This is a genomic window from Kitasatospora sp. NPDC087314 (genome assembly GCF_044744365.1).
In the GTDB taxonomy this organism is placed as follows: domain Bacteria; phylum Actinomycetota; class Actinomycetes; order Streptomycetales; family Streptomycetaceae; genus Kitasatospora.
In genome coordinates this window covers 270,258-294,516 of the sequence record NZ_JBIUYE010000003.1, presented here as the reverse complement: position 1 = coordinate 294,516, position 24,259 = coordinate 270,258, and the positions used below count along the sequence as shown (strand labels likewise).

The following is a 24,259-nucleotide window of genomic DNA, read 5'->3' as shown; positions in this document are numbered from 1 at the left end:
TAGGATGCCAGGACGCAGTAGTCTCCGCCCTGCGCAGCAGATTCCACCGTGGTCATCCCGTCGGCGGGCTGCCGGCGGAGCCGCGTTCCAGAGTGCGGGCGACGGTGTTCTGACACTCCCCGTCATCGGCCGAGAGGTTTGTACGTGACCGTGAACCAGCAGAGTTTTGCTGATCTCGGCAGGGTCCTGGTGATCATTCCGACCTACAACGAGGCGGAGAACGTCGAGCGGATCGTCGGCCGGGTGCGGGCCGCGGTGCCCGAGGCCCATGTGCTGGTCGCCGACGACAACAGCCCCGACGGCACCGGCGAGCTGGCCGACAAGCTGTCCGCCGAGGACCCGAACGTGCACGTCATGCACCGCAAGGGCAAGGAGGGCCTGGGCGCCGCCTACCTCGCGGGCTTCCGCTGGGGCATCGACAACGGCTACGACGTCCTGGTCGAGATGGACGCGGACGGCTCGCACCAGCCCGAGGAGCTGGACCGGCTGCTGGGCGCGCTGCGCGGCGCCGACCTGGTGCTGGGCTCGCGCTGGGTGCCGGGCGGCCGGGTGGTGAACTGGCCGAAGTCGCGGTTGCTGCTCTCCCGCGGCGGCTCGACCTACTCGCGGCTGATGCTGGGCGTGCCGATCCGGGACGTCACCGGCGGTTACCGGGCCTTCCGCAAGGAGACCCTGCAGGGCCTGGGCATGGACGAGGTCGCCTCGGCCGGGTACTGCTTCCAGGTCGACCTGGCCTGGCGCACGGTGAAGGCCGGGTTCAAGGTGGCCGAGGTACCGATCACCTTCGTCGAGCGCGAGCTGGGCGCGTCCAAGATGAGCCGCAACATCGTGGTCGAGGCGCTGTGGCGGGTGACCGCCTGGGGCGTCGCCGACCGGCTGGCCCGCCTGCGTGGCGCCGCCAGGCGCTGAGCTTCCCGTACGCCCGGGGCCCGTCCGTTGCGAGAACGGACGGGCCCCGGGCGTTTGCGCGCTCGGACGCTCTCCGGGCGGCTTCGCGCGTGGTGCGCGCGCCTGCGCGGCAGGATCAGCAGCCGCCCGGGGGCAGTGGGCGCTCCGGCAGGTGCCGGTCGGCCCAGAGGGCGAGTTCGGTGAGCGAGGGCTTCAGCGCGACGCCGGCCTCGGTGAGGCGGTAGCTGACCCGCAGCGGCGGGCCGGCGTCGACCTCGCGCAGGACCAGCCCGGCGTCGGCGAGCTCGGTGAGCCGGTCGGAGAGCATCCGTTCGCTGATGCCGGGGATGGTGCGGCGCAGCTCGGAGAAGTAGGCCGGCCCGTGGCTGAGCACGGCGACCACGATGCCGGACCAGCGCTTGCCGAGCAGCGCGAAGACCCGGGTCAGGGCGGGGGAGGCGGCCGCACAGTGTCCCGTGGGCACCCCGGGCGGGCCCTGGAGCCGGTCGGTCGCTAGCTCTTGCTCGGACATGGCTCCAGCGTACCCGACCCTTCCATAGTGACTGCAGAAAAGTAAGCTGCTACGGTAGTTGCAGCTGCGGAGGAAAGAGCAGCTGCTAATCCTATGGAGGTTCCGTCATGCCCACGCTTCTGCACATCGACTCCTCCGCCGTCGCCGACGGCTCCGTCTCCCGCGAGGTCACCGCGGCCTTCCGGGCCGCCTGGCAGGCCGAGCACCCCGAGGGCACGGTCGTCTACCGCGACCTCGCCGTCGAGCAGGTACCGCACCTGGACGTCCACGGCATCTCCGCCTCGTACGTCCCGGCCGAGGGCCGCAGCGCCGAGCAGACCGCCGCCTTCGCCCTGCGCGAGCAGCTGATGGCCGAGCTGGAGCAGGCCGACGCCGTCGTCATCGGCAGCCCGATGTACAACTTCACGATCCCGTCCAGCCTCAAGGCCTGGCTGGACCAGGTGATCCTGGTCGGCCGCACCGCAGGCGACGCCCCCTCCGCCAAGGGCACCCCGGTGACCGTCGTCGCCGCACGCGGCGGCTCCTACGCGCCCGGCGCCCCGCGCGAGCCGTACGAGTTCGTCACCACCTACCTGGAGAAGGTGCTGACCGGCATGCTCGGGCTGGAGGTCGACTTCATCGTCCCCGAGTTCACCCTGGCGCCGATCGTCCCCGCGCTGTCCGACTTCGTGCCCCAGGCCGCCGAGTCCAAGGCCCAGGCCCTGGAGCAGGCCGCCCACAGGGCCAAGACGGCGGCCGTCTGAGCCCCGATGTGACCTGAGCCGGAAGGCGCGCCCCGCCGGGCGCGCCTTCCGCGCAATCGGCCGCCGGTGCTCCCATGCTGTAGGGCGCAGGAAGTCCGACCGCCGACCAGAGGGAGCAGCCAGTGACGTCGTCCCCGCCCGAGGAGGGCGCCGGCGCGGAGCGTACGGGCGCCGAGGCCGCCGCCCCGGCCGCCGGGCAGCCCGCCCGCCCGCTGGAGGTCGCCGTCTTCACCGGCCCCGAATCGGCCTTCTTCGCCACCTCCACCCTGATCCTCGGCGAGCAGACCGCGATCCTGGTCGACGCCCAGCTCACCCGCAGCGCCGGCCGCGAACTCGCCGAATGGGTGGCCGGCAAGGGCCGCCGACTGCTCGCCATCGTCGTCACCCACCAGCACCCCGACCACTACTTCGGCGCCGAGGAGGTGCTGAAGCTCTTCCCCGACGCCCGGCTGCTGGCCGCACCCGTCGTGGTGGACGGCATCCGGCGCACCGCCGCCGCCAAGGTCGCCCAGTGGAAGCCGGTCTACGGCGACGACATCCCGGACCACCCGCTGATCCCCGCCCCACTGCTGCCGCAGCCGCTCATGCTCGACCGCCAGGTCATCCCCGTGCTGCTGCTCGGCCAGGGCGACTGCGGCGATTCGACGGTCGTCCACGTGCCGAGCATCCGGACCGTGATCGCCGGGGACTTCGCCTACAACGGCACCCACGTCTGGACCGCCGACACCACCCCGGCCCAGCGCACCACCTGGGGCCACAACCTCGGCCGGATCGCCGAGCTCGGCGTCGACCGGGTCATCGCCGGCCACCGCGCCCCCGAACAGGGCGACGAGGCCGCCCGGGTGCTCGCCTTCACCGGCGAGTACCTCCAGGACTTCGACCGGCTGCTGGCCGAGCACCCGGACGACCCGGAGGCGCTGGTCACCGCGATGAACGAGCGGTACGGGGAGCTGACGCTGCCGGCCATCCTGGAACTGGGCGCCGCGGCCAACACCGGGCGGGCGGCGGAGGCCGCCGAGGAGCCCACGGCGGCCACGGGGGCCGAGGGCCCCGAGGGCCCCGAGGGCGCCGAGAAGGACGAAGCCGAGTAGGGCGGATACTGGCCGCATGACGCCGTACGACGTGATCGTCCCGGCGGGCGGGGCCGCCCGGCGCCTCGGCGGGACCGACAAACCCGGACTGAGCGTGGGCGAGACCACCCTGCTCGACCGGGTGCTCGCCGCCTGCGCGGGCGCCGGCAGCACCGTCGTGGTCGGCCCCACCCGGCCGACCACGCGCACCGGCGTCCGCTGGACCAGGGAGCAGCCGCCCGGGGGCGGGCCGGTCGCCGCCGTCGCGGCCGGTCTCGACCTGGTCACCGCGCCGACCGTGCTGCTCCTCGCCGCCGACCTGCCGTTCCTGGACCGGCGGACGGTCGACCGGTTGGCCACCGCCCTCGCCGAGGCCGGACCGGCCGTCGACGCCGCCGTCCTGGTCGACGCCGGCGGGCGCGACCAGCCGCTCGCCGCCGCCTACCGCACCGCCCCGCTGCGCACCGCGCTGGCCGCCATCGGCGAACCGGCCGGCCTCCCGCTGCGCCGCCTCACCGGCGGCCTGGCCCGCCTGCTGGTGGCCGACACCGACAACGTCGCCTACGACTGCGACACCTGGGAGGACCTCGAACAGGCCCGGGAGCGCGACCGGTCCTAGCGCTTGGGCGCTCCCGCACGGGCTCCCGCACGGCCCGGGCGGGAGCCCGTGCGGGAAACGACGCGCGCTGCACATGGGGCGAACACCTCGGGGAAACCGCCGATCAGGCAGCATGGGCGCATGGAGCGCACGCTGGAAGACTGGATCGCCGAGGTGAGGGCCGACCTGGGCATCGACCTGGACGTCGACGTCCGGGGACTGCTCGACCTCACCCGGGTGGTCGCGCACGGAGTGGCCCGCCCGGCCGCACCGCTGACCGCCTTTCTGATCGGCTACGCGGCCGCCCAGCAGGGCGGCGGGCCTGAGGCCGTGGCCGAGGCCGCCCGCCGGACCGCCGCGCTCGCCGAGCGCTGGAGCGCCGCCGCCGGGCCGGGCGAGCCGTGAGCGCCGTCGGGCAGACCACCGTGGCCGCCCCGTCGACCGGACCGGGCGTGCTGAGCTGGCCGCAGGCCCGCGAGGCCGCCCGCCGGGCCGGGCTGCGCCCGTTGCCCGCGATCGGGCTGCCGCTCGCCGAGACGCTCGGCCGCACCCTCGCCGAGCCGCTCACCGCGCTGACCGACCTGCCGGCCTTCGACACCTCCGCGATGGACGGCTGGGCGGTCGCCGGGCCCGGTCCCTGGCGGGTCGCCGGGCGGGTGCTGGCCGGCCGGGCCGAGGCCGCGCCGCTGGCCGACGGCATGGCCGTCGAGATCGCCACCGGCGCCCAACTGCCGTCCGGCGCCACCGCCGTACTGCGCCGCGAGCGCGGCCGGACGGACGGCACGTTGCTGCACGAGCGTGGCCACCAGTCGCTGACCACCGGCCAGGACGTCCGTCCGCGCGGCCAGGAGTGCCGCCGCGGCGAGGTGTTGCTGCCCGGTGGCCTCCCGGTCGGCCCGGCCGTGCTCGGGCTGGCCGCCGCCTGCGGCCACGACCGGCTCGCCGTCCGCCGCCGCCCGGTGGTCGAACTGCTCGTCCTCGGCGACGAGTTGCTCGCCTCGGGCGTCCCCGGGCCGGGCCTGGTCCGGGACGCGCTCGGGCCGCTGCTGCCGCCCTGGTTGCGGACGGCCGGCGCCGAGGTGGCCGAAGTCCGGTTCGTCCGGGACGACTTCGGGCTGCTCCGGGACGCACTGCGGCACTCCACCGCCGACGTCGTCGTCACCACCGGCGGAACGGCGGCCGGCCCGGTCGACTTCCTGCACCGGGCACTCGCCGAGGCCGGTGCCCGGCTCCTGGTGGACGGTGTGGCCGTCCGCCCCGGACACCCGATGCTGCTGGCCGAACTCCCGCCCACCGGAATCCCGTCGGCCGAGGCCTCCCCGGGCGGGCGGCACCTGGTGGGCCTGCCCGGCAACCCGCTGGCCGCCGTCGCCGGGGCGGTCACCCTCGCCCTGCCGCTGCTGCACGCCCGCAGCGGCCGGTCCGCCTCCTCGCCGGCCCTCGCGCCCGCCGCGGTCGGACTGCCCGGGCACCCGGTGGACACCCGGCTGCTGCCCGTCCGGCGCACCGCCGACGGCGTCGTGCCGCTCGCCTTCGACGGGCCCGCGATGCTGCGCGGCCTCGCCCGGGCCGAGGCGCTCGCCGTGGTCCCGCCCGGCGGCGCGGCGGCCGGCGAGCCCGTCGAACTGCTGGAGGCGCCGTGAACGGGCGAACCGTCGGGGCGCAGGTGTCGTGCGGAGCGGCCGCCGGACGGCGGGGGTACCCGTGGCCGACGGCCGGGGGAGAGGTGGGCGGATGAGCAGGCTGCGACGGGTGGCCGCCCCGGGCAGCGAGCCGTGGGCGGACGCCGGCATCGTGCTGCCCGCCCGCCGGACCGCGCCCGCCGGGCGGCAGGTCGGCTCGCGGCTGCTGCTGGCGCTCGCCGTGCTGGTCGCCACCACGCTGGTCGTCTACGTCGACCGGGACGGCTACAACGACAACGCGGGCGGCGGGCTCAGTTTCCTGGACGCGGCGTACTACGCCACCGTGACGCTCTCCACCACCGGGTACGGCGACATCACCCCGTACAGCGACGGCGCCCGGCTCACCAACATCTTCGTGATCACCCCGCTGCGCGTGGTGTTCCTGATCATCCTGGTCGGCACCACCTTGGAGGTGCTCACCGAACGCACCCGCCAGCAGTGGCGGTTGAACCGCTGGAGGTCCACCGTGCGCGAGCACACCGTCGTCATCGGGTACGGCACCAAGGGCCGCAGCGCCGTCGACACCCTGCTCGGACAGGGCGTGAAGAAGGAGGAGATCGTCGTCGTCGACCCGCAGCGCAAGGTGATCGAGCAGGCCGCCCGGCACGGCCTGGTCGGCGTGGTCGGCGACGCCACCCGCACCGACACCCTGCTGCGCGCCGCCCTGCCCACCGCGGCCCGGGTCGTGATCGCGCCCGAACGGGACGACACCGCCGTCCTGATCGCCCTGACGGCGCGCCAGCTGAACAAGGGCGCCACCGTCGTCGCGGCCGTCCGGGAGGACGAGAACGCCCCGCTGCTGCGGCAGAGCGGCGCCGACGTCGTCGTCACCAGCTCCAGCTCGGCCGGGCGGCTGCTCGGCCTGTCGATGCTCAGCCCGCACGCCGGCGCCGTGATGGAGGACCTGCTCACCTACGGCCACGGCCTGGACGTGGTCGAGCGCCCCGTCACCCGGGCCGAGGCCGGGCACAGCCCGCGCGCGTGCGAGGACCTGGTGGTCGCGGTGGTCCGTGGCCGGCGGGTGCTCAACTACACCGAGCCCGAGGCCGCCGCGCTCCAGCTCACCGACCGGGTGATCGTGATCAAGTCGACCGGCTGACGCGGGCCTTGCCCGCCGCCGCGCCCTGACGCGCAGTAGGTTCGAGGCATGTATGCGATGACGATTCCCGTACCCGGCGGTCCCGAGGCGCTCGTGTGGGCCGAGGTGCCCGACCCGGTGCCCGGCGAGGGCGAGGTCCTGGTCGAGGTGGCGGCCACCGCCGTCAACCGTGCCGACCTGCTCCAGCGGCAGGGCAACTACAACCCGCCGCCCGGCGCCTCGCCCTACCCCGGGCTGGAGTGCGCCGGGCGGATCGTCGCCCTCGGGGCGGGCGTGTCCGGTTGGGCGGTCGGCGACGAGGTGTGCGCGCTGCTGGCCGGCGGCGGGTACGCGCAGCGCGTCGCGGTGCCGACCGGGCAACTGCTGCCGCTGCCCAAGGGCCTGGGCTTCGAGGAGGCCGCCGCGCTGCCCGAGGTCGCCTGCACGGTGTGGTCCAACGTGTTCCTCACCGCCCACCTGCGGCCCGGCGAGACGGTGCTGCTGCACGGTGGCGCGAGCGGCATCGGGACCATGGCGATCCAGCTGGCCAAGGCGGTCGGCGCGCGGGTCGCGGTCACCGCGGGCAGCGCCGAGAAGCTGGCCCGGTGCACCGAACTCGGCGCGGACATCGCGATCGACTACCGCGAGCAGGACTTCGTCGAGGTGGTCAAGGAGGCCACCGGCGGGACCGGGGTGGACGTGATCCTGGACATCATGGGCGCCAAGTACCTGCAGCGGAACGTGGACGCGCTGGCGGTCAACGGGCGGCTGGTGATCATCGGGCTGCAGGGCGGCGTGAAGGGCGAACTCGACCTCAACGCGCTGCTGCGCAAGCGCGCCGCGGTGATCGCCACCAACCTGCGCGGGCGTCCGCTGGCGGAGAAGGCGGCGATCGTGGCGGCGGTGCGCGAGCACGTGTGGCCGCTGGTCGAGTCCGGGGTGGTGAAGCCGGTGGTCGACCGGGTGCTGCCGCTGACTGACGCCGGGGAGGGGCACCGGGTGCTGGCGGCGGGGGAGCAGGTCGGCAAGGTCGTGCTGCGGGCCTGAGTGCTGCGGGTTTGAGGCCTGAGGCTGAGGCCTGAGTGCTGAGGGCCGGGGCCTGGTGCGAATGGTCCGAAATGCTCTCATTGGCCGAATGTGTGAGGCTGGTCCCGAGCTGTCCCGCCGCCGACCCGCCCGCGGGCGGTCGGCCGTCGGAAGGACCTCCGACCGTGGCCGCACCTACACACCTCCTCGGGCCGCTGCCCTCCGCGCCACACCACCGTCGTCCCCACCGCACCCGCCCGGGCCGGGCCCATCGGCTGATCGCGACGGCCGTGCTGGGGCTCACGCTCCCGCTGGCCGCCGCTTCGGTGGCCGTCGCCGTGCCGTCCCCCGCGCTGCACCCGTCGCCGACGGGCGAGGCGAGCGATCGGGCGGAGCCGACCGCAGAGACGATCGTGGAGCCGGCCGCGGCGCCGACCACCGGCCCGACCCGGTCCGGCACACCGGCGACGACGCCTGGCGGGAGCGCCACGCCGGGCGCCGCGCCGGCGGCGGCCGTGGCCGCCGTGCCCACGGCCCCGGTGGTCCCGGCGGCGCTGACTCCTGTGCCGACTGACGCAGCAGTCCCGGCGGCCGCGCCGCCGCAGCACCCGGTGCCCCGCCCGCACCCGGACGGTGGCGGCCCCCGGGTGCATCGCCACCGGAGCGCGTGGGCACCCCAGCGTGCCGAAGCCGCCCCGGAGCAGGCGCCGGAGCGGGTGCCGGACCGGGCTCCTGCGCAGGCCACCACGTCGAACCCGCTCGAGGCCGACCAGGGCGGCCCGGACGCGACGGCTCCCGCCGACGATGCCGCGCCGGACACCGCCACCGCCACGGCCGCGACCGACCAGGCCGTGGCCGCCGCCGCCCCCACCGTCCTGCCCGCCCGCTGGCGTGACGCCTCCACCCTGCAGTTCCCGCTGGGCGCGGGGCTGGGGCTGATCGGGTGCGGGCTCGGGTTGATCGGGTTGCGGTTGCGGCGGGGGTGAACCCCGCGGTGGAGCGGTTGCGCCGGGTGGTGGGGGGAGGTTCGGTGAGGGGTGTGTGGCGGCCGTAGGTGGGCCGGGGCGTGGTGGGCCGGGGCGGAAACTGAGTATCCGCACGGATTCCCGGGGCGGCGCGCGTCGGCGTACCGTCGTCAGCGGCGGCTCAGGACGGCGGGCGTACGGGGGCTTCCGCCCGACCAACCCCAGTGAGAGAGAATGTTGTTCATGACGAATCCGATGAACGAGCGCTCGTCGCAGCAGCCCTTCCAGGCCGCGGGCGGGCAGTCGCAGGACGGCCAGAAGGTGCTGATCGTCGGACCGGACGGGCTGCCGGTGGGCCAGGGGTTCGCCGGTTCGGCGGGCGACGACGGGGGAGACCTGCCGCGTGAGCTCCCGGTGACCGAGATGGTCGAGCAGCCCGCCAAGGTCATGCGGATCGGCAGCATGATCAAGCAGCTGCTGGAGGAGGTCCGGGCGGCGCCCCTCGACGAGGCCAGCCGGGCCCGGCTGAAGGACATCCACGCCAGCTCGATCAAGGAGCTGGAGCTCGGTCTGGCCCCCGAGCTGGTCGCCGAGCTGGAGCGGCTTTCGCTGCCGTTCACCGAGGACAGCATTCCGACCGAGGCCGAGCTGCGGATCGCCCAGGCCCAGCTGGTCGGCTGGCTGGAGGGCCTGTTCCACGGGATCCAGACCGCGCTGTTCGCCCAGCAGATGGCGGCACGGGCCCAGCTGGAGCAGATGCGGCGGGCGCTGCCGCCCGGTCTGAACGGTGGCGAGCCGGACGAGGACGAGCCGGGCCAGAGCCGCGGCATCCGGTCCGGCCCGTACCTGTAGCGGGCCGTCGGAACCGGACGTACCACGACGATCCGCCCCGGATCGAGGCGCCACCGGACGGTGTCGGCGGCCCGGGGCCAGGATCGGCCCTGGACCGATCACCGTCGGCGTGAGCCGATACCCTGACCCCTGTCGCAGGCCGGTCGTACCGCCGCGGCAGGGGTCCGCCAGGCCAGCGGGCCGGGCCCACCACGCACGGACGAGACCGAACGTCACGGTCGCGGCGCCACGGCCGCGCCGAGGGGGAGCAGAGGACCATGAGCGAGCACGGCAACGCGGCGGTCGAGGGCTCCTCCCTGGGCAACGGCCGCTATGTGCTGCAGCGGCTGCTGGGCGAGGGCGGCATGGCCTCCGTGCACCTCGCGTACGACAGCGTGCTGGACCGGCAGGTCGCGCTGAAGAGCATGCACAGCGAGCTGGGCCGGGACGACTCGTTCAAGGAGCGGTTCCGCCGCGAGGCGCAGGCGGTGGCCCGGCTGGAGCACCCGAACATCGTCACGGTGTACGACAGCGGCGAGGACGTCGCCCCGGACGGCTCCAGCACGCCGTACATCGTCATGCAGCTGATCGACGGCAAGGGCCTGCGCGAGGCGATCAACGAGGCGGTCGCCCAGTTCGGCGCGATGTCGACCGAGGAGGCCCTGAAGGTCATCGTCGGCGTGCTGAACGCGCTGGAGGCCTCGCACGACATGGGCCTGGTGCACCGCGACATCAAGCCCGGCAACGTCATGTTCGACCGCAAGGGCAACGTCAAGGTCATGGACTTCGGCATCGCCCGGGCGCTGGAATCGGGCGTCACGTCGATGACGCAGACCGGCATGGTGGTCGGCACCCCGCAGTACCTGTCGCCCGAGCAGGCGCTCGGCAAGCCGGTGGACGCCCGCTCGGACCTGTACTCGGTCGGCGTGATGCTCTTCGAGATGCTCACCGGCCAGCTGGTCTTCGACGGCGACTCGGCCTTCTCGATCGCCTACAAGCACGTCCAGGAGGAGCCGCCGGCGCCGTCCACCCTGAACCGGTCGGTCACCCCGGTGGTGGACGCCTTCGTCGCCCAGGCCCTGCGCAAGGACCCGGCCCACCGGTTCCAGAGCGCGGCGGCGATGCGGGACGAGGCGGAGCGGCTGATCGCGGCCGCGAAGGGCGGCGGCAGCGGGCACCAGCTGCAGGCCAGCACGCCGCTGGTGATCAACGAGGGGCCGCGCTCGGTGCACGCCGCGCCGCCGGCCCCGCAGACGCCGCAGCCGCAGTACCCGCAGCAGCCGCAGTACCGGACCCCGCCGCCGGCCTTCCAGCCGTCGCACCCGCAGGGCCCGCAGACCCCGCACCCCCAGTACCTGCAGCAGGGGGCGCCGCAGCAGCCGCAGTACCGGACCCCGCCGCCGGCCTTCCAGCCGTCGCACCCGCAGGGCCCGCACACACCGCACCCCCAGTACCCGCAGCAGGGGGCGCCGCAGCAGGCGCACACCCCGCCGCCGCAGCCGATGCCGCCGTACCAGCAGCCGAAGGCGCCCAGCGGCGGCGGCTGCTCGACGGCCGCGGTGGTCATCGGGATCATCGTCGGCGTGCTCGTGCTGGCCGGCATCATCATCGCGATCGTGGTCAACAAGGCGCAGGACAACAAGACGAAGACCAAGACCGGGCACACCAGCGGCGAGCGGCCCGCGGCGGTGCTGGTGGTGGACCTTCCGGCCGACCGGAATGGCCTGCTCTGACGCTTTCCGGCCGGTTCGGGCGTGCCACGGGTCCGGGCCGGAAGCGGTAGCGTTCGGGGATACGTAAGCGACAGGGCACCGCGATCCGAGCGAACGCCCGGGGCGAGGAGCGATGGCACAGACGCAGCAGCCGGACGACGACACGGGAGCCGGTGCGAACGGCCGGACCGGCGGGACGCCGAGGATTCCCGAGCCCGGCAGCGACGCCGCGACCACCGCGTTCCCGCCGGTCACCGGGGCCGGCGGCCCGCACACCCCCGGCCGCGGCACCGCCGCCCCGCTGGGTACGGTCGGCGACGGCCGCTACCGGCTGACCCACCGGCTCGGCCGCGGTGGCATGGCCGAGGTGTTCGCCGCCGAGGACGTCCGGCTGGGCCGGACCGTCGCGGTCAAGCTGCTCCGCGGCGAGCTGGCCCAGGACGACATCGCCCGGCTGCGGTTCACCCGCGAGGCGCACGCCGTCGCGGCGCTCAACCACCACTCGATCGTCGCCGTCTACGACACCGGCGAGGAGTACGTCGGGGACGAGTCCACGCCGTACATCGTGATGGAGCTGGTCGAGGGCCGGACCGTCCGCGAGCTGCTGGTGGACGAGGAGGCGCCGCCGGTCGACCAGGCGCTGATCATCATCGCCGGGGTCCTGGAGGCGCTGGCCTACAGCCACCGGCACGGCATCGTCCACCGGGACATCAAGCCCGCCAACGTGATCATCACGACCGCGGGCGCGGTCAAGGTGATGGACTTCGGCATCGCCCGGGCGCTGACCGGCACCGCCAGCACCATGACCCAGACCGGCATGGTCATGGGCACCCCGCAGTACCTGTCGCCCGAGCAGGCCCTCGGCAAGCCGGTCGACCACCGCTCCGACCTGTACGCGGCCGGCTGCATGCTCTACGAACTGCTGGCGCTGCGCCCGCCGTTCACCGGCGACACCCCGCTCTCGGTGGTCTACCAGCACGTCCAGGACATGCCGGTGCCGCCCTCGCACGCCAACGGCCGGGTGCCGGCCGGGCTGGACCCGCTGGTGCTGCGTTCGCTGGCCAAGAACCCGGACGACCGCTTCCAGGACGCCGACGAGTTCCGTGCGCACATCCAGCACGCGCTGCGCGAGATGCACGGCGCGGCCGGTGCGGGCTGGGCGGGCGCGGCGGCCGGGCTGGCCGCCGCGGGGCAGGGGAACACCGGCGCCACCCAGGTGATCCGGCCGGACGAGACCGCGGCCACCGCGGCCTTCGGCTCGATCGGCCCCGGTGACCGGACCTCGATGATGCCCTACCCGGGGACGGGCCAGGGGGCCGGCGGACCGCACACCCCGTCGACGCCCTACCCGGGGGCCGGCGGCCCCTACGGCGGTGGCGGTGAGGGCGACGGCGGTGACGGGGAAGGCTCCGGTCGTCGGCGCGGGCCGTGGGGCTGGGTGGCCGGAGTGGCGGCCGTGCTGGTCGCGGCCGGGGTCGGCATGGCGTTCGCGTTCAGCGGTGGCGACGGCGGGACCTCGCACGTCGTGCCGCCGACGCCCGCACCGGTGGTCAGCACGACCGAGCCCACCACGCCGACCCAGAGCGGCACCCAGAGCCCGCCCGCGCCCAACACCGGCACCCGGCGCCCGCAGCAGCCGACCGACAACGGCAACTACAACGGAAACAACAACAACAGCGGCAACAACAACATGTCGCCGTCGCAGAGTTCGGGCAAGCACACGCCGACCCCGACGTCCACCGGGAGTGCCAGCCACACGCCGACGACCGCCCCGCCGACGACCAACCCGCCCACCACGGCGCCCACCACCCCGAGCACGGGCGGCGGTGGCAACACGGCCACCTCACCGCCGCCGCCGACCAAGTCGGTTCCGCCGGTGACGGCCCCGCCGGTGACACAGCCGCCGGCGACGCCCTGATCGGTCCGGGCTGACGCCGGTCAGTTGGCGAAGGCGTCCAGGACCTGCTCGTACTCCTGGCACCACCAGGCCAGTTGGCCCGCGGAGGCGGGGTAGAGCGGGTCGGCCCGGTGGTCGGCCCGCTGGTAGCGCCACTGGAGCATCCAGAAGTCGTTCAGCCGCTCCCACCAGACCCGGTGCGCGGCGGCGGCCAGGTGCTCGGCGGTGGCGGCCCCGGTGGCCCGGTAGGCCTGCGAGTAGTGGCGGACCCGCACCAGGTCGAGCGTGCCGGACGTCCGGTCGTTGAAGAGCAGGGTGGCGGCGCGGACGGCCTCCTCGGCGCGCGGCTGCGGTCCGAGCTTGTCCCAGTCCAGGACGGCCGCGACCGGGCCGCCGTCGGGGCCGTCGCCGTACAGCAGGTTCAGCCCGTGGAAGTCGCCGTGGGTCCAGCCGGTGGGCGGGGCGGTCTGCGGGTCGGGGCGGCGGTGGGCGTGTTCGGCGAGCAGTTCCAGCCGTTCGGTGAGCCTCAGTTCGACCAGCGCGTCCAGGTCGCCGTACGGGCGGTGGTCGCGGGCGCGCCGCCGCAGGTCGCGGGCGAGGTCGGCGCTGTCGAGGGGGTCGGCGACGCGGTAGCCGGCGGGCTGGTCGAGGGGGGTGCACACGTCGTCGAGTGCGCCGTGCAGTCGGCCGAGCAGCGCGCCGAGCGCGTCGCACTGCGGCGGGGAGAGGTCGGTACCGTGCCGGTGTCGGCCATCGACCCAGGGGAACAGCGCGAACAGCCGGCCGCCGTAGCCGGCCACCGTGCCGGATCGTTCGGCGCAGGCCAGCGGGGGTGCGACGGGCAGCCCGAGGGCCTGCAGCCCGGCCATCGCGCGGTGGTGGGCGACGATCTTCGGACGGCTGGCGGTGGCGGCGTCGACGTAGCACTTCAGGAAGTACCCGCCGGTCTCGGTGGTGACCCGGTACCCGCGGTTCAGCAGGCCTTCCGCGACCGGTTCGGCGGCCAGCAGCCCCCCTACCCGGTAACGGCCCAGGACCTCGGCGAGTGCGGCGCGCGGGACGGGCGGACTGAGGGTCCCTATCGGCGGCGCGGAGAGGTCGGGGCGGGCCGGGGAGCAGGAGAGGGTCTGGCTGAAAGTCACAGCCAGAGGTTAGGGCCCCCGTGCGGGGGCCCTTGACAGGGCATCAGATCTGTGCTTGCGGTTCTGATCAGTGCTGCTGGTCCGCCTGGTGCCGTGCCACGAAGGCCGCCGCCTGGGTGCGCCGCTCCATGCCCATCTTGGCGAGCAGACTGGAGACGTAGTTCTTGACCGTCTTCTCGGCCAGGTGCAACTCGTTGCCGATCTGACGATTGGTCATCCCCTCGCCGATCAGATCGAGGATCCGGCGCTCCTGCTTGGTGAGCTGCGCCAGCCGCTCGTCCTCCTTCTCGCCGCCGTCGCGCAGCCGGGCCAGCACCCGACTGGTGGCGACCGGGTCGAGCAGCGACTTGCCGGCCGCGACGTCCCGGACGGCGGTGATCAGGTCGGTGCCGCGGATCGCCTTCAGGACGTAGCCGGAGGCGCCCGCCATGATCGAGTCGAACAGCGCCTCGTCGTCCGAGAACGAGGTCAGCATCAGGCACTTGATCTCCGGCAGCCGGGACCGGACCTCCCGGCAGACCTCGACCCCGTTGCCGTCCGGCAGCCGGACGTCGAGCACCGCGACGTCCGGGTGCACCGCCGGGATCCGGGTGAGCGCCTCGGCGGCGGTGCCGGCCTCGCCGACGACCTCGATGTCGTCCTCGACCGAGAGCAGATCGTGCACGCCCCGCCGGACCACCTCGTGATCGTCGAGCAGGAATACCCTGATTTGTCCGTTATCAGTCACCTCCAAAGACTCCCATACCACCGCACGAAAGACCTATCCCCCCTACCACCACGGCAACGCGATCCGGTCGGAGCGCTCCAAAACCGATACCGAGAACCCCCTTACGTACGGGCCGCCGCCCGGATAACGTGCGCTGGTGTCCTGAAGGCGCCCGAATTGAGAGCTGCGTCACGCGGTCCGTCACCCCCACCCTTCCGACGGCGCGCTACCCGCGGCACCCTCAGGGTTGTAGGCCCTGAACAAGTAGGACGTCCTAGCGCAAGCGCGCCAAGGGCGGACGCTGGGTAACGTTCTCGTGAGGGACGCCGTCGGAACAGGATCACCACCTGCCCCGCAGTAGGTGCGCACACCCACGCGCGCCCCGCGAGGCGGTGACCGGACCGGTCACCGGCGACCCCGGGCGGCCGGACAGACCGAGGAGTGAACGTGACCGTCAAAAGCACGGCGAGGGCTCGCAAGAAGGCGGCCCCCGGCGTCCCTGACACCCTGCGCGCCACGGGGACGGACGCCCAGCCGGAGCTCGTACAGCTGCTCACCCCGGAAGGCGAGCGGATCGAGCACCCGGACTACCCGCTCACCACCACTCCGGAGGAGCTGCGCGCCCTCTACCGCGACCTGGTGCTGGTCCGCCGGTTCGACGGCGAGGCCACCGCACTCCAGCGCCAGGGCGAGCTCGGCCTGTGGGCCTCGCTGCTCGGCCAGGAGGCCGCGCAGGTCGGCTCCGGCCGCGCCATGCGCACCGGCGACTACGCCTTCCCCACGTACCGCGAACACGGTGTCGCCTGGTGCCGCGACGTCGACCCGCTCAACCTGCTCGGCATGTTCCGCGGCGTGAACCACGGCGGCTGGGACCCGAACGAGAAGAACTTCCACCTGTACACCATCGTGATCGGTGCGCAGGCCCTGCACGCCACCGGCTACGCGATGGGCGTCAGCAAGGACGGCGCCGACGACGCGGTCATCGCCTACTTCGGCGACGGCGCCTCCAGCCAGGGCGACGTCAACGAGGCCTTCACCTTCGCCTCGGTCTACAACGCCCCCGTGGTGTTCTTCTGCCAGAACAACCAGTGGGCGATCTCCGAGCCCACCACCACCCAGACCAAGATCCCGCTGTACCGCCGCGCCTCCGGCTTCGGCTTCCCCGGCGTCCGGGTCGACGGCAACGACGTGCTGGCCTGCCTGGCCGTCACCCGCTGGGCGCTCGACCACGCCCGCAGCGGCAACGGCCCGGTGCTGATCGAGGCGTTCACCTACCGGATGGGCGCGCACACCACCTCCGACGACCCCACCCGCTACCGGCCCACCGAGGAGACCGAGGCCTGGAAGGCCAAGGACCCGATCGCCCGGCTCCGCGCGCTCCTGGAGAAGGAGGGCCTGGCCGACGAGGAGTTCTTCACCGCGATCGACGCGGAGAGCGAGCGGCTGGGGCTGCGGGTGCGCGAGGGCGTGCGCGGCATGCCGGACCCGGACCCGACCCTGATCTTCGACCACGTGTACAGCGAGCCGCACGCGCTGGTCGATGAGGAACGGGCCGAGTACGTCGAGTACGCGGCCTCCTTCGAGGCGGGGGAGAACCTCTGATGGCCGGTCAACTCAGCATCGCCAAGGCGCTCAACGACGCGCTGCGCAAGTCGCTGGAGAGCGACCCGAAGACCGTCCTGATGGGCGAGGACATCGGCAAGCTCGGCGGCGTCTTCCGGATCACCGACGGCCTGCAGAAGGACTTCGGCGAGGGCCGGGTGATCGACACCCCGCTCGCCGAGTCCGGCATCGTCGGCACCGCGATCGGCCTGGCCCTGCGCGGCTACCGCCCGGTGGTGGAGATCCAGTTCGACGGCTTCGTCTACCCGGCCTTCGACCAGATCGTCTCCCAGCTGGCCAAGATGCACGCCCGTGCGCTCGGGCACGTCAAGCTCCCGGTCACCATCCGCATCCCCTACGCGGGCGGCATCGGCGCGGTCGAGCACCACAGCGAGTCGCACGAGGCGTACTTCGCGCACACCGCCGGCCTGCGCGTGGTCAGCCCGTCCAGCGCGCACGACGCGCACTGGATGCTCCGGCAGGCCATCGCCTCGGACGACCCGGTGATCTTCCTGGAGCCCAAGCGCCGCTACTGGGACAAGGGCGCGATCGGTCCCGCCGCCGACCTCGCGCTGCACGACGCCCGGATCGTGCGGCCCGGCGCCGACGCCACGCTGCTCGCCTACGGCCCGATGGTCAAGGTCTGCCTGGAGGCCGCCGCGGCCGCCGAGGAGGACGGCCGCCGACTGGAGGTCGTCGACCTGCGCTCGCTCTCCCCGGTGGACTTCACCACCCTGGAGGAGTCGGTCAAGCGCACCGGGCGGGCCGTCGTGGTGCACGAGGCGCCGGTCTTCCTGGGCATGGGCGCCGAGCTGGCCGCCCGGCTCACCGAGCGGTGCTTCTACCACCTGGAGGCGCCGGTCCTGCGGGTCGGCGGCTACCACGCGCCGTACCCGCCGTCCCGGGTCGAGGAGGCGTTCCTCCCCGACCTGGACCGCGTGCTCGACGCCGTCGACCGCGCGCTCGCGTACTGATCCGGGGAGCGAAGATGACCACCGAAGTTCGCTCGCTCCGCGAGTTCAAGATGCCCGACGTGGGCGAGGGCCTGACCGAGGCCGAGATCCTCAGCTGGTACGTCAAGCCGGGTGACACCGTCACCGACGGGCAGGTCGTCTGCGAGGTGGAGACCGCCAAGGCGGCGGTGGAGCTGCCGATCCCGTTCAACGGGGTCGTCGAGCAGCTCTTCTTCCCGGCGGGCGCGACCGTCGACGTCGGCACCGCGATCATCTCGGTCGCGGTCGCCGGGGAGGCCGGGGCCGTGGCTCCGGCCGCCGCTCCGGCTGCTCCCGCTGCCGCCGAGGCCGCCGCTCCGGCCGCCGCGTCGGCCGAGCCCGAGCGGCGCGAGGTGCTGGTCGGCTACGGCCCGCGCACCGGCACCGCCCAGCGCCGGGCCCGGCGTACGACCACGACCACCGTCAACGCGACGCCGGCTCCGGCCGCGCCTGCTGCTCCGGTCGCTCCGGTGCCGGCGCAGGTCGCGCCCGTGGTGGCCGAACAGCCCGTCGGGGAACGGCCGTTGGCCAAGCCGCCGGTACGCAAGCTGGCCAAGGACCTCGGCATCGACCTGCGCGCCGTCGTCGCCACCGGCCAGGACGGCGTGATCACCCGCGAGGACGTGCACGCCCACGCGTCGGCCCTGGCCGCCGCGCAGGCCGCTCCGGCGGAGCGGCCCGTCGAGGCCGAGCAGGTCCAGGCGCTGCCGGTGCCGGTCGGCACCACGGGCGACGTCCGGGTGCCGATCAAGGGCGTCCGCAAGGCGACCGCGCAGGCGATGGTGGCCTCGGCCTTCACCGCCCCGCACGTCACCGAGTTCGTCCAGGTCGACGTGACCCGCACGATGAAGTTCGTCCGTCGGCTCAAGGAGAGCGGCGAACTGGGCCGGGACGTCCGGATCAGCCCGCTGCTGCTGGTCGCCAAGGCGCTGCTCACCGCGGTCAAGCGGCACCCCGAGATCAACGCGCAGTGGGACGAGGCGGCCCAGGAGATCGTCATCAAGGGCCAGGTGAACCTCGGCATCGCCGCGGCCACCCCGCGCGGCCTGATCGTCCCCAACATCAAGGACGCCGGCGGCAAGACCCTCACGGGCCTCGCCGTCGCGCTGGGCGAGCTGATCGACACCGCCCGCCAGGGCAAGACCTCGCCGGGCGACATGCAGGGCGGGACCATCACCATCACCAACGTCGGCGTCTTCGGCGTCGACACCGGCACCCCGATCCTCAACCCCGGCGAGGCCGCGATCCTCGCCGTCGGCACGATCCGGGACATGCCGTGGGTGCACAAGGGCAAGGTGGTCCCGCGTCAGGTGACCACGCTGGCGCTCTCCTTCGACCACCGGCTGGTGGACGGGGAGTTGGGCTCCAAGGTGCTGGCCGACGTGGCCGCCCTGCTGGAGCGCCCGAAGCGCCTGATCACCTGGGGCTGACGGCCCGCAGGACCGACGAAGGGGCCCTTCTCCGCACCGCTGTGCGGAGGAGGGCCCCTTCGTCGTGCCCGTCCGTCGACTAGCGCTGGGGACGGAGTCGACGGACGGCGATCAGGACGCCGGCACCGAGGGCGAGGAGCACCGCGGCGGAGGCGGCGAGGAAGGTGTTGGCGGAGCTGGAACCGGTCTGGGCGAGCTCGGGGGTGCCGGCCGGCGCGGTGGTGGCGGGCGCGGTGGTGGGGGGAGCTGCGGCGGTCGTGGCCGGGGTCTGGTCGGCGGCGGGCGCGGCCTGCGCGGGCTTGGGCTGCTTGGCGGGGGCAGGCTTGGCCGGGGTGGTCGGCTTCGCGGTCGCGGTCGCGGTCGCGGTGGGCTTGGGGGCCGGGGCCTGGCGGGCGGTGACCTTGACCGTGGTGAGGGCGTTCCCGAAGCTGCCACCGCCGGCGACCTGCAGCTCGGTCATGTCCTTCGGTGCGTCGGCGGTGAGCGAGACGCGGAACAGGAAGCGGGCGGCGTGGCCGACGGCGAGCGGCTGGCCGAGGGAGTCCAGCCCGGTGGTGTGGATCGCCGGGTCGCAGGAGCCCCGCATCGTCACGCGCTTCCATTGCCCGTGGTTCATGACCTCGACAGTGACCTGCGAGGGCGTGGGCGAGGCGCCCTGCGGGTTGAAGAGCCCGAGCTGCGGGACGAGCTTCTGGTAGTCGGCCTTGCTGAAGTTCCCGACCTCCAGCCCGAACTCGACCTTGGGGCCGCCGATGGCGATCGACTTCGGGGCGCTGACGAAGGACGTGGACGTGCCGGGGCCGTGCACATCGTAGGAGTCGTCGGCGATCGGGCCGGGCGCGTTCTGACCGGCGACGGCCGCGTTGTCCGGGCCTCCACAGGCCCAGGCGGAGTCGGTGGCGAGGAACTGGACACCGCCGGCGAGGACGGTGACGGCGGCGAGGGTGGCGATGCGGCGGCGGCCGGAGAAGACGCGGTCGTTCTTCGTAAAACGGGTGATAACGGGCGTGCGCATGACGTGACTCCCCAGGGTCATGGTCTGACGGTGTGTGGGTGAAGACGACCGGCCCCGCTCTTCGCCGAGCGGAAGCGCCCCCCGGCTCTGCCGGTCTCGCTCTCCGTGCCTTCATCCGTATAGACGCGCATCCCCGGCGGTGGTTGCAGGTGGGGCCAAAAGTTTTTTCGGGAGCCTTCGACGCGGCGTTCGGGATACTTCCGGAATGACTGAGGAACTGACAGTCCGACCGGAGACGGGGTCGGACGGGGGCGGGGAGCGTCGGTCACTGCGGCGGGACGTGTCGGGGCCGGCGCTGCTGGCGGGGCTGGTCTGCATCGCGGTGTCGTTCTCGGGGCCGCTGGTGGTGGTGCTCGCGGCGGCGGCCGCCGGGCGGTTGGACGCGGCGCACACGGCGTCCTGGATCTGGGCGGTGGCCATCGGCAGCGGGCTGAGCGGCTTCGTGCTGAGCTGGTGGACCAGGACCCCGGTGATCACTGCCTGGTCCACCCCGGGGGCCGCGCTGCTGGTGACCAGCCTGGGCGCGTACCCGTACCGGGAGGCGGTCGGGGCGTTCCTGGTGAGCGCCGTGGTGGTGACGCTGTTCGGGGTGACCGGCTGGTTCGGCCGGCTGATCGCGGCGGTGCCGTCCGGGATCGTCAACGCGATGCTGGCGGGCATCCTGTTCTCCTTCGGCGCCGGGATCTTCGGCGCCGTGCACAGCGCGCCGGTGCTGGTGGTGGGCAGCTTCGCGGCGTTCCTGCTGGCCAAGCGGCTGGCGCCGCGGTACGCCGTGCCGGTCGCGCTGCTGGCGGGCGGGGTGCTGGCGGCGCTGACCGTCGGACTGCCGCTGCACCTGGGATCGAGCGGGCCGACCCGGCCGGTGTTCACCGTGCCGGCGTTCTCCTGGGCGGCCATGGTGGGGCTGGCGCTACCGCTCACGATCGTGGTGCTGGCCTCGCAGAACGCGCCGGGCCTCGGGGTGATGCGGGCCTTCGGCTACCGGACGGACGACCGGCTGCTGATCGGGTCGACCGGCGTGATGTCGCTGCTGCTGGCGCCGTTCGGCTCGCCGGGGGTGAACCTGGCGGCGATCACGGCGGCGATCTGCTCCGGCCCGGAGAGCCACCCCGACCCACGCCGCCGCTACGTCGCGGGGATGTCCTCGGGCGCGCTGTACGTGCTGGTGGGCAGCTTCGGCGGGGTGCTGGTGAGCCTGTTCACCGGCCTGCCGAAGGAGCTGATCGCGGTGATCGCCGGGGTCGCCCTGCTGGCCTCGCTGCAGGGCAGCCTGGCGGCGGCGGTGGCGGACGAGAAGGGGCGGGACGCGGCGGTGGTGACCTTCCTGGCGAGCGCCTCGGGGATGAGCCTGTTCGGGATCGGCTCGGCCTTCTGGGGCCTGCTGTTCGGGCTCGGCACCCATCTGGTGCTGAACCTGTGCAAGCGCTGACGGGGCAAGGGCGTTCGCCGGTCGCTGTTCGGGCGGCTGCTCTGATACTTGTTCCTGTCATTGGAATGACTGGTGTGGGGTTAGTCATTCGGCCAGGTCGGTGACTTTTTCGGGGAGTGGTAGGGACGACACACCCGTACGGGTACGTCTCCGCTCCACCACCCGGGCGACGCCGGGTGACCGGAGCCCCGAGGACGCACCCGTATGCCGCCTGGCAACCCTGGCCGTCTCGTCCGGAGTCTGGCCGCGCTCGTGCTGGTGTCCACCGCCGTACTCCCCGCCGCCCTGGAGCTGGTCGGCCCCTCGCCGTTCGGCGCGATCGGGCCGGGCGCCCCCGCGGACCGGGCGGTGCCGCCGCACTCCGCCCAGCGCGCCGACCACCGGGCGGACGCGGCCGCCCCGACCGTCGACATACGGCGCACCGGTGACCCGGCCAACCGGATCACCCTGGTCCTGCTCGGCGACGGCTACACGGGGGCCGAACAGGACCTGTTCCGGCAGCAGGCGGACCGGGCCTGGCGCGCGCTGATGGACATCGAGCCGTTCCGCACCTACCAGGGGTACTTCAACATACGGCGGGTCGAGGTGGTCTCCCCGGTCTCCGGGATAGCCGAGACCGAGAGCCGGGGCCGCAATCCCGCCACCCCGCTCGGCATGCACTTCTGGTGCGAGGGCACCGCCCGGCTGCTCTGCGCCGACGAGGCCGCCACCGCCCGGTACGCGGGGGACGGCTCCGGGCCGCAGTACCTGATCGCGCTGGCCAACTCCAGCGAGTACGGCGGCGCCGGCGGAACCGGGGTGACCACCCTGGCCGGCGGCAGCCCGGACGCCGGGCGGATCATCCAGCACGAGATCGGGCACACCGTGGGGGACCTCGGCGACGAGTACGACAGCGCCCCGGACGACGCCGAGTACCCGAACCTCTCCACCCTCGGCGCCGACGACATGCGCAAGAAGCAGACCAAGTGGTGGCGTTGGCTGGGCGTGGAGTCCCCGGACGGCGCCGGGACGGTCGGCGCCTACCGCAGCGCCAACGGCCTCTACCGGCCCACCCCCGACTCGGTGATGCGCACCCTGGGCAGCGCGTACAACCTGCCGTCGCGCGAGGCGATCATCGAGGAGCTGTACCGCAGGGTCCGGCCGACCGACGCCCCGACGCCGGCGCCCGGCGAGGTGGCCGGGCGCCCCCGGCTGCAGGTCCGGCCGCTGCCGCTGGCCGGCTCGCGCCAGTTGCAGGTGCAGTGGACGGTGGACGGCGTCCCGGTGGTGCCGCAGGCCGGCGGCGGTGCGCTGGACACCGCCCAGCTGAACCTGGCCCCTGGGCGGACGGCCACCGTGACCGCGACCGTCCGGGACACCACCGACTGGGTACGGGACGAGACCTTCCGGGACCGCTACATGACCCGGTCGGTGTCCTGGACGGTGACCGGCTGAGGCCGGGTTCGTGCCCGATCGACCGCACCCTGTGCTAGGCCTCCCATCATGGGATGACTAATCTGGTCGCACTATGACCGTGGAGCCCGCCCGTTCAGCCGCGCCCCTGTCCGTCCCCGCTCCCCGAACCGCGGCCGAGCCCCCGGCCGTCCCCACCCCCTCACCGCCCGGCGGGCGCGCGGCCTGGCTGGCCTGGTCCATCGGCGTCAGCGTCTACATCCTCGCGGTGATCCACCGCACCAGCCTCGGCGTGGCCGGGCTGGACGCCGCCGACCGCTTCGGCATCGGCGCCTCCGCGCTCTCCACCTTCTCGATCCTCCAGGTGCTGGTCTACGCGGCCATGCAGATACCGGTCGGCCTGCTGGTCGACCGGTTCGGGCCGCGCCGGGTGCTGCTGTTCGGCGTCGTCCTGCTGAGTGCCGGCCAGCTGGCCTTCGCCTTCAGTTCCTCCTTCGCCCCCGCGCTGGCCTCCCGGGCGGTGCTCGGCTGCGGCGACGCGATGACCTTCATCAGCGTGCTGCGGATCGCCGCCCGGTGGTTCCCGGCCGCCCGGAACCCGTTCGTGGCCCAGCTGACCGGCCTGGCCGGGATGGGCGGCAACCTGGTCACCACCGTGGTGCTCGCCCAGGCCCTGCACCACGAGGGCTGGACGCCCACCTTCACCGCGATCGCGCTGCTCGGCGTCGCGGTCTTCGCGCTGGTCGCGCTCTTCCTGAAGGAGGCCCCGGCGGCGCCGGCCGCCCGGCCGCCGGAGCAGCCGTCCGCGGCGCGGCCGAAGGTCGGGCGGCAGGTCCGCGCCTGCTGGCGCGAGCCGGGTACCCGGCTCGGCCTCTGGGTGCACTTCACCACCCAGTTCCCCGGCAACGCCTTCGGCCTGCTCTGGGGCCTGCCCTACCTGGTGGAGGCGCAGGGCATGTCCCGCGCCGAGGCCGGCGGGCTGCTGACCCTGCTGGTGCTCAGCAACATGGCCTTCGGCTTCCTGTTCGGCCGGGTGCTCTCGGTCTCGGCGCGGGCCCGGATGCCGATCGTGCTCACCGTCATCACGGCCACCGGGCTCGGCTGGGCGCTGGTGCTGGCCTGGCCCGGTGGGCACCCGCCGCTCTGGCTGCTGGCCGGGATCATCGTGGTGATGGGCAGCAACGGCCCGGCCTCACTGGTCGGCCTGGACTACGCCCGGGCGCGCAATCCGGTGGAGCGCCTCGGCACCGCCTCCGGGATCGTCAACATGGGCGGCTTCATCGGGACGATGATCACGTTGTTCGGCATCGGCGTGCTGTTGGACGGGCTCTCGCCGGCCGGCGCCGGGGAGTACTCGGCCGACGCCTTCCGCTGGGCGTTCTGCTGGCAGTACGCCCCGCTGGCGGTCGGCACGGTGATGATCCTGCGGCTCCGGCGGAAGGTTGCGGCGGCGGCGTAGGGTTTCTGACCTGCGGAAACGCGATCAACCTTCCCGAACGTCAGATGCGCGCCGGGGCGGCACCGCCGGG

20 protein-coding genes and 2 pseudogenes are annotated in these 24,259 nt (G+C 73.8%); 18 read left to right on the top strand and 4 right to left on the bottom strand.

Going from position 1 to position 24,259, the window contains the following annotated elements:
- Positions 1-144 precede the first annotated feature (144 nt).
- The gene (locus ACIO5E_RS07840) at positions 145-909 is read left to right on the top strand and encodes a polyprenol monophosphomannose synthase (protein WP_280673845.1); all 765 of its coding nucleotides are present in this window, start codon (positions 145-147) and stop codon (positions 907-909) included.
- Between the two features lie 115 nt (positions 910-1,024).
- Here ACIO5E_RS07840 and ACIO5E_RS07835 read toward each other — a convergent pair whose 3' ends face one another.
- Positions 1,025-1,420 (bottom strand): winged helix-turn-helix transcriptional regulator, encoded by a 396-nt coding sequence (locus tag ACIO5E_RS07835; protein WP_400664866.1) that lies wholly within the window; start codon positions 1,418-1,420, stop codon positions 1,025-1,027.
- A 107-nt stretch (positions 1,421-1,527) separates the two neighbouring features.
- On the opposite strand from ACIO5E_RS07835, the gene ACIO5E_RS07830 reads away from it, so the two are divergent.
- The 11 genes and pseudogenes from ACIO5E_RS07830 (at position 1,528) to ACIO5E_RS07780 (ending at position 13,043) form a co-directional block, all read left to right on the top strand.
- Complete coding sequence (locus tag ACIO5E_RS07830; RefSeq protein ID WP_400664865.1) at positions 1,528-2,163, top strand: FMN-dependent NADH-azoreductase; 636 nt, start codon at positions 1,528-1,530, stop codon at positions 2,161-2,163.
- A gap of 122 nt (positions 2,164-2,285) precedes the next feature.
- Positions 2,286-3,254, top strand: a complete 969-nt coding sequence (locus ACIO5E_RS07825) for an MBL fold metallo-hydrolase (RefSeq protein ID WP_400664863.1) — start codon at positions 2,286-2,288, stop codon at positions 3,252-3,254.
- A 16-nt stretch (positions 3,255-3,270) separates the two neighbouring features.
- Positions 3,271-3,840, top strand: a pseudogene (locus tag ACIO5E_RS07820) (molybdenum cofactor guanylyltransferase); the annotation flags it as partial.
- 114 nt (positions 3,841-3,954) lie between these two features.
- Positions 3,955-4,236, top strand: a pseudogene (locus ACIO5E_RS07815) (DUF6457 domain-containing protein); the annotation flags it as partial.
- Positions 4,233-5,474 (top strand): molybdopterin molybdotransferase MoeA, encoded by a 1,242-nt coding sequence (locus ACIO5E_RS07810; RefSeq protein WP_400664861.1) that lies wholly within the window; start codon positions 4,233-4,235, stop codon positions 5,472-5,474. The pseudogene ACIO5E_RS07815 and the gene ACIO5E_RS07810, both read left to right, overlap by 4 nt.
- A 91-nt stretch (positions 5,475-5,565) precedes the next feature.
- Positions 5,566-6,612: a potassium channel family protein gene (locus tag ACIO5E_RS07805; RefSeq protein WP_400664860.1), complete on the top strand. Its 1,047-nt coding sequence runs from the start codon at positions 5,566-5,568 to the stop codon at positions 6,610-6,612.
- A 48-nt stretch (positions 6,613-6,660) separates the two neighbouring features.
- A complete protein-coding gene (locus ACIO5E_RS07800; RefSeq protein WP_400664859.1) occupies positions 6,661-7,638 on the top strand; it encodes an NAD(P)H-quinone oxidoreductase in 978 nt (325 codons plus the stop codon).
- Between the two features lie 164 nt (positions 7,639-7,802).
- Positions 7,803-8,603 carry a hypothetical protein gene (locus ACIO5E_RS07795; protein WP_400664857.1) on the top strand — a complete coding sequence of 267 codons (801 nt, stop codon included), beginning with the start codon at positions 7,803-7,805 and terminating at the stop codon, positions 8,601-8,603.
- Between the two features lie 222 nt (positions 8,604-8,825).
- Positions 8,826-9,434, top strand: a complete 609-nt coding sequence (locus ACIO5E_RS07790; RefSeq protein ID WP_400664856.1) for a bacterial proteasome activator family protein — start codon at positions 8,826-8,828, stop codon at positions 9,432-9,434.
- Positions 9,435-9,691: 257 nt separating this feature from the next.
- A complete protein-coding gene (locus tag ACIO5E_RS07785) occupies positions 9,692-11,146 on the top strand; it encodes a protein kinase (protein ID WP_400664854.1) in 1,455 nt (484 codons plus the stop codon).
- Between the two features lie 112 nt (positions 11,147-11,258).
- Entirely contained in the window at positions 11,259-13,043 is a 1,785-nt protein-coding gene (locus tag ACIO5E_RS07780; protein ID WP_400664853.1) for a protein kinase, read from the top strand.
- Positions 13,044-13,063: 20 nt separating this feature from the next.
- On the opposite strand, the gene ACIO5E_RS07775 is transcribed toward ACIO5E_RS07780, so the two are convergent.
- Together ACIO5E_RS07775 and ACIO5E_RS07770 are read right to left on the bottom strand one after the other, a co-directional pair.
- Positions 13,064-14,164, bottom strand: a complete 1,101-nt coding sequence (locus tag ACIO5E_RS07775) for a phosphotransferase enzyme family protein (RefSeq protein WP_400664852.1) — start codon at positions 14,162-14,164, stop codon at positions 13,064-13,066.
- A gap of 67 nt (positions 14,165-14,231) precedes the next feature.
- Positions 14,232-14,891 carry a response regulator transcription factor gene (locus ACIO5E_RS07770; protein ID WP_280673821.1) on the bottom strand — a complete coding sequence of 220 codons (660 nt, stop codon included), beginning with the start codon at positions 14,889-14,891 and terminating at the stop codon, positions 14,232-14,234.
- Positions 14,892-15,317: 426 nt separating this feature from the next.
- On the opposite strand from ACIO5E_RS07770, the gene pdhA reads away from it, so the two are divergent.
- The 3 genes from pdhA to ACIO5E_RS07755 are packed head-to-tail and all read left to right on the top strand — an operon-like array spanning position 15,318 to position 18,894.
- Complete coding sequence (gene pdhA / locus ACIO5E_RS07765) at positions 15,318-16,472, top strand: pyruvate dehydrogenase (acetyl-transferring) E1 component subunit alpha (protein ID WP_400664851.1); 1,155 nt, start codon at positions 15,318-15,320, stop codon at positions 16,470-16,472.
- Positions 16,472-17,446, top strand: coding sequence for an alpha-ketoacid dehydrogenase subunit beta (locus tag ACIO5E_RS07760; RefSeq protein ID WP_400664850.1), 975 nt, complete (start codon positions 16,472-16,474; stop codon positions 17,444-17,446). The genes pdhA and ACIO5E_RS07760 overlap by 1 nt, the downstream gene beginning before the upstream one ends.
- Positions 17,447-17,460: 14 nt before the next feature.
- Complete coding sequence (locus ACIO5E_RS07755; RefSeq protein WP_400664848.1) at positions 17,461-18,894, top strand: dihydrolipoamide acetyltransferase family protein; 1,434 nt, start codon at positions 17,461-17,463, stop codon at positions 18,892-18,894.
- Positions 18,895-18,973: 79 nt separating this feature from the next.
- Here the strand turns inward: ACIO5E_RS07755 and ACIO5E_RS07750 are convergent, their stop codons facing one another.
- Positions 18,974-19,909, bottom strand: coding sequence for an LAETG motif-containing sortase-dependent surface protein (locus ACIO5E_RS07750; protein WP_400664847.1), 936 nt, complete (start codon positions 19,907-19,909; stop codon positions 18,974-18,976).
- A gap of 205 nt (positions 19,910-20,114) precedes the next feature.
- On the opposite strand from ACIO5E_RS07750, the gene ACIO5E_RS07745 reads away from it, so the two are divergent.
- The 3 genes from ACIO5E_RS07745 (at position 20,115) to ACIO5E_RS07735 (ending at position 24,189) form a co-directional block, all read left to right on the top strand.
- Positions 20,115-21,338 (top strand): benzoate/H(+) symporter BenE family transporter, encoded by a 1,224-nt coding sequence (locus ACIO5E_RS07745; protein WP_400664846.1) that lies wholly within the window; start codon positions 20,115-20,117, stop codon positions 21,336-21,338.
- Between the two features lie 204 nt (positions 21,339-21,542).
- Entirely contained in the window at positions 21,543-22,772 is a 1,230-nt protein-coding gene (locus ACIO5E_RS07740) for a M64 family metallopeptidase (RefSeq protein ID WP_400664845.1), read from the top strand.
- Positions 22,773-22,845: 73 nt separating this feature from the next.
- Positions 22,846-24,189 carry a nitrate/nitrite transporter gene (locus ACIO5E_RS07735; RefSeq protein ID WP_400664843.1) on the top strand — a complete coding sequence of 448 codons (1,344 nt, stop codon included), beginning with the start codon at positions 22,846-22,848 and terminating at the stop codon, positions 24,187-24,189.
- The last annotated feature ends 70 nt before the right edge of the window (positions 24,190-24,259 follow it).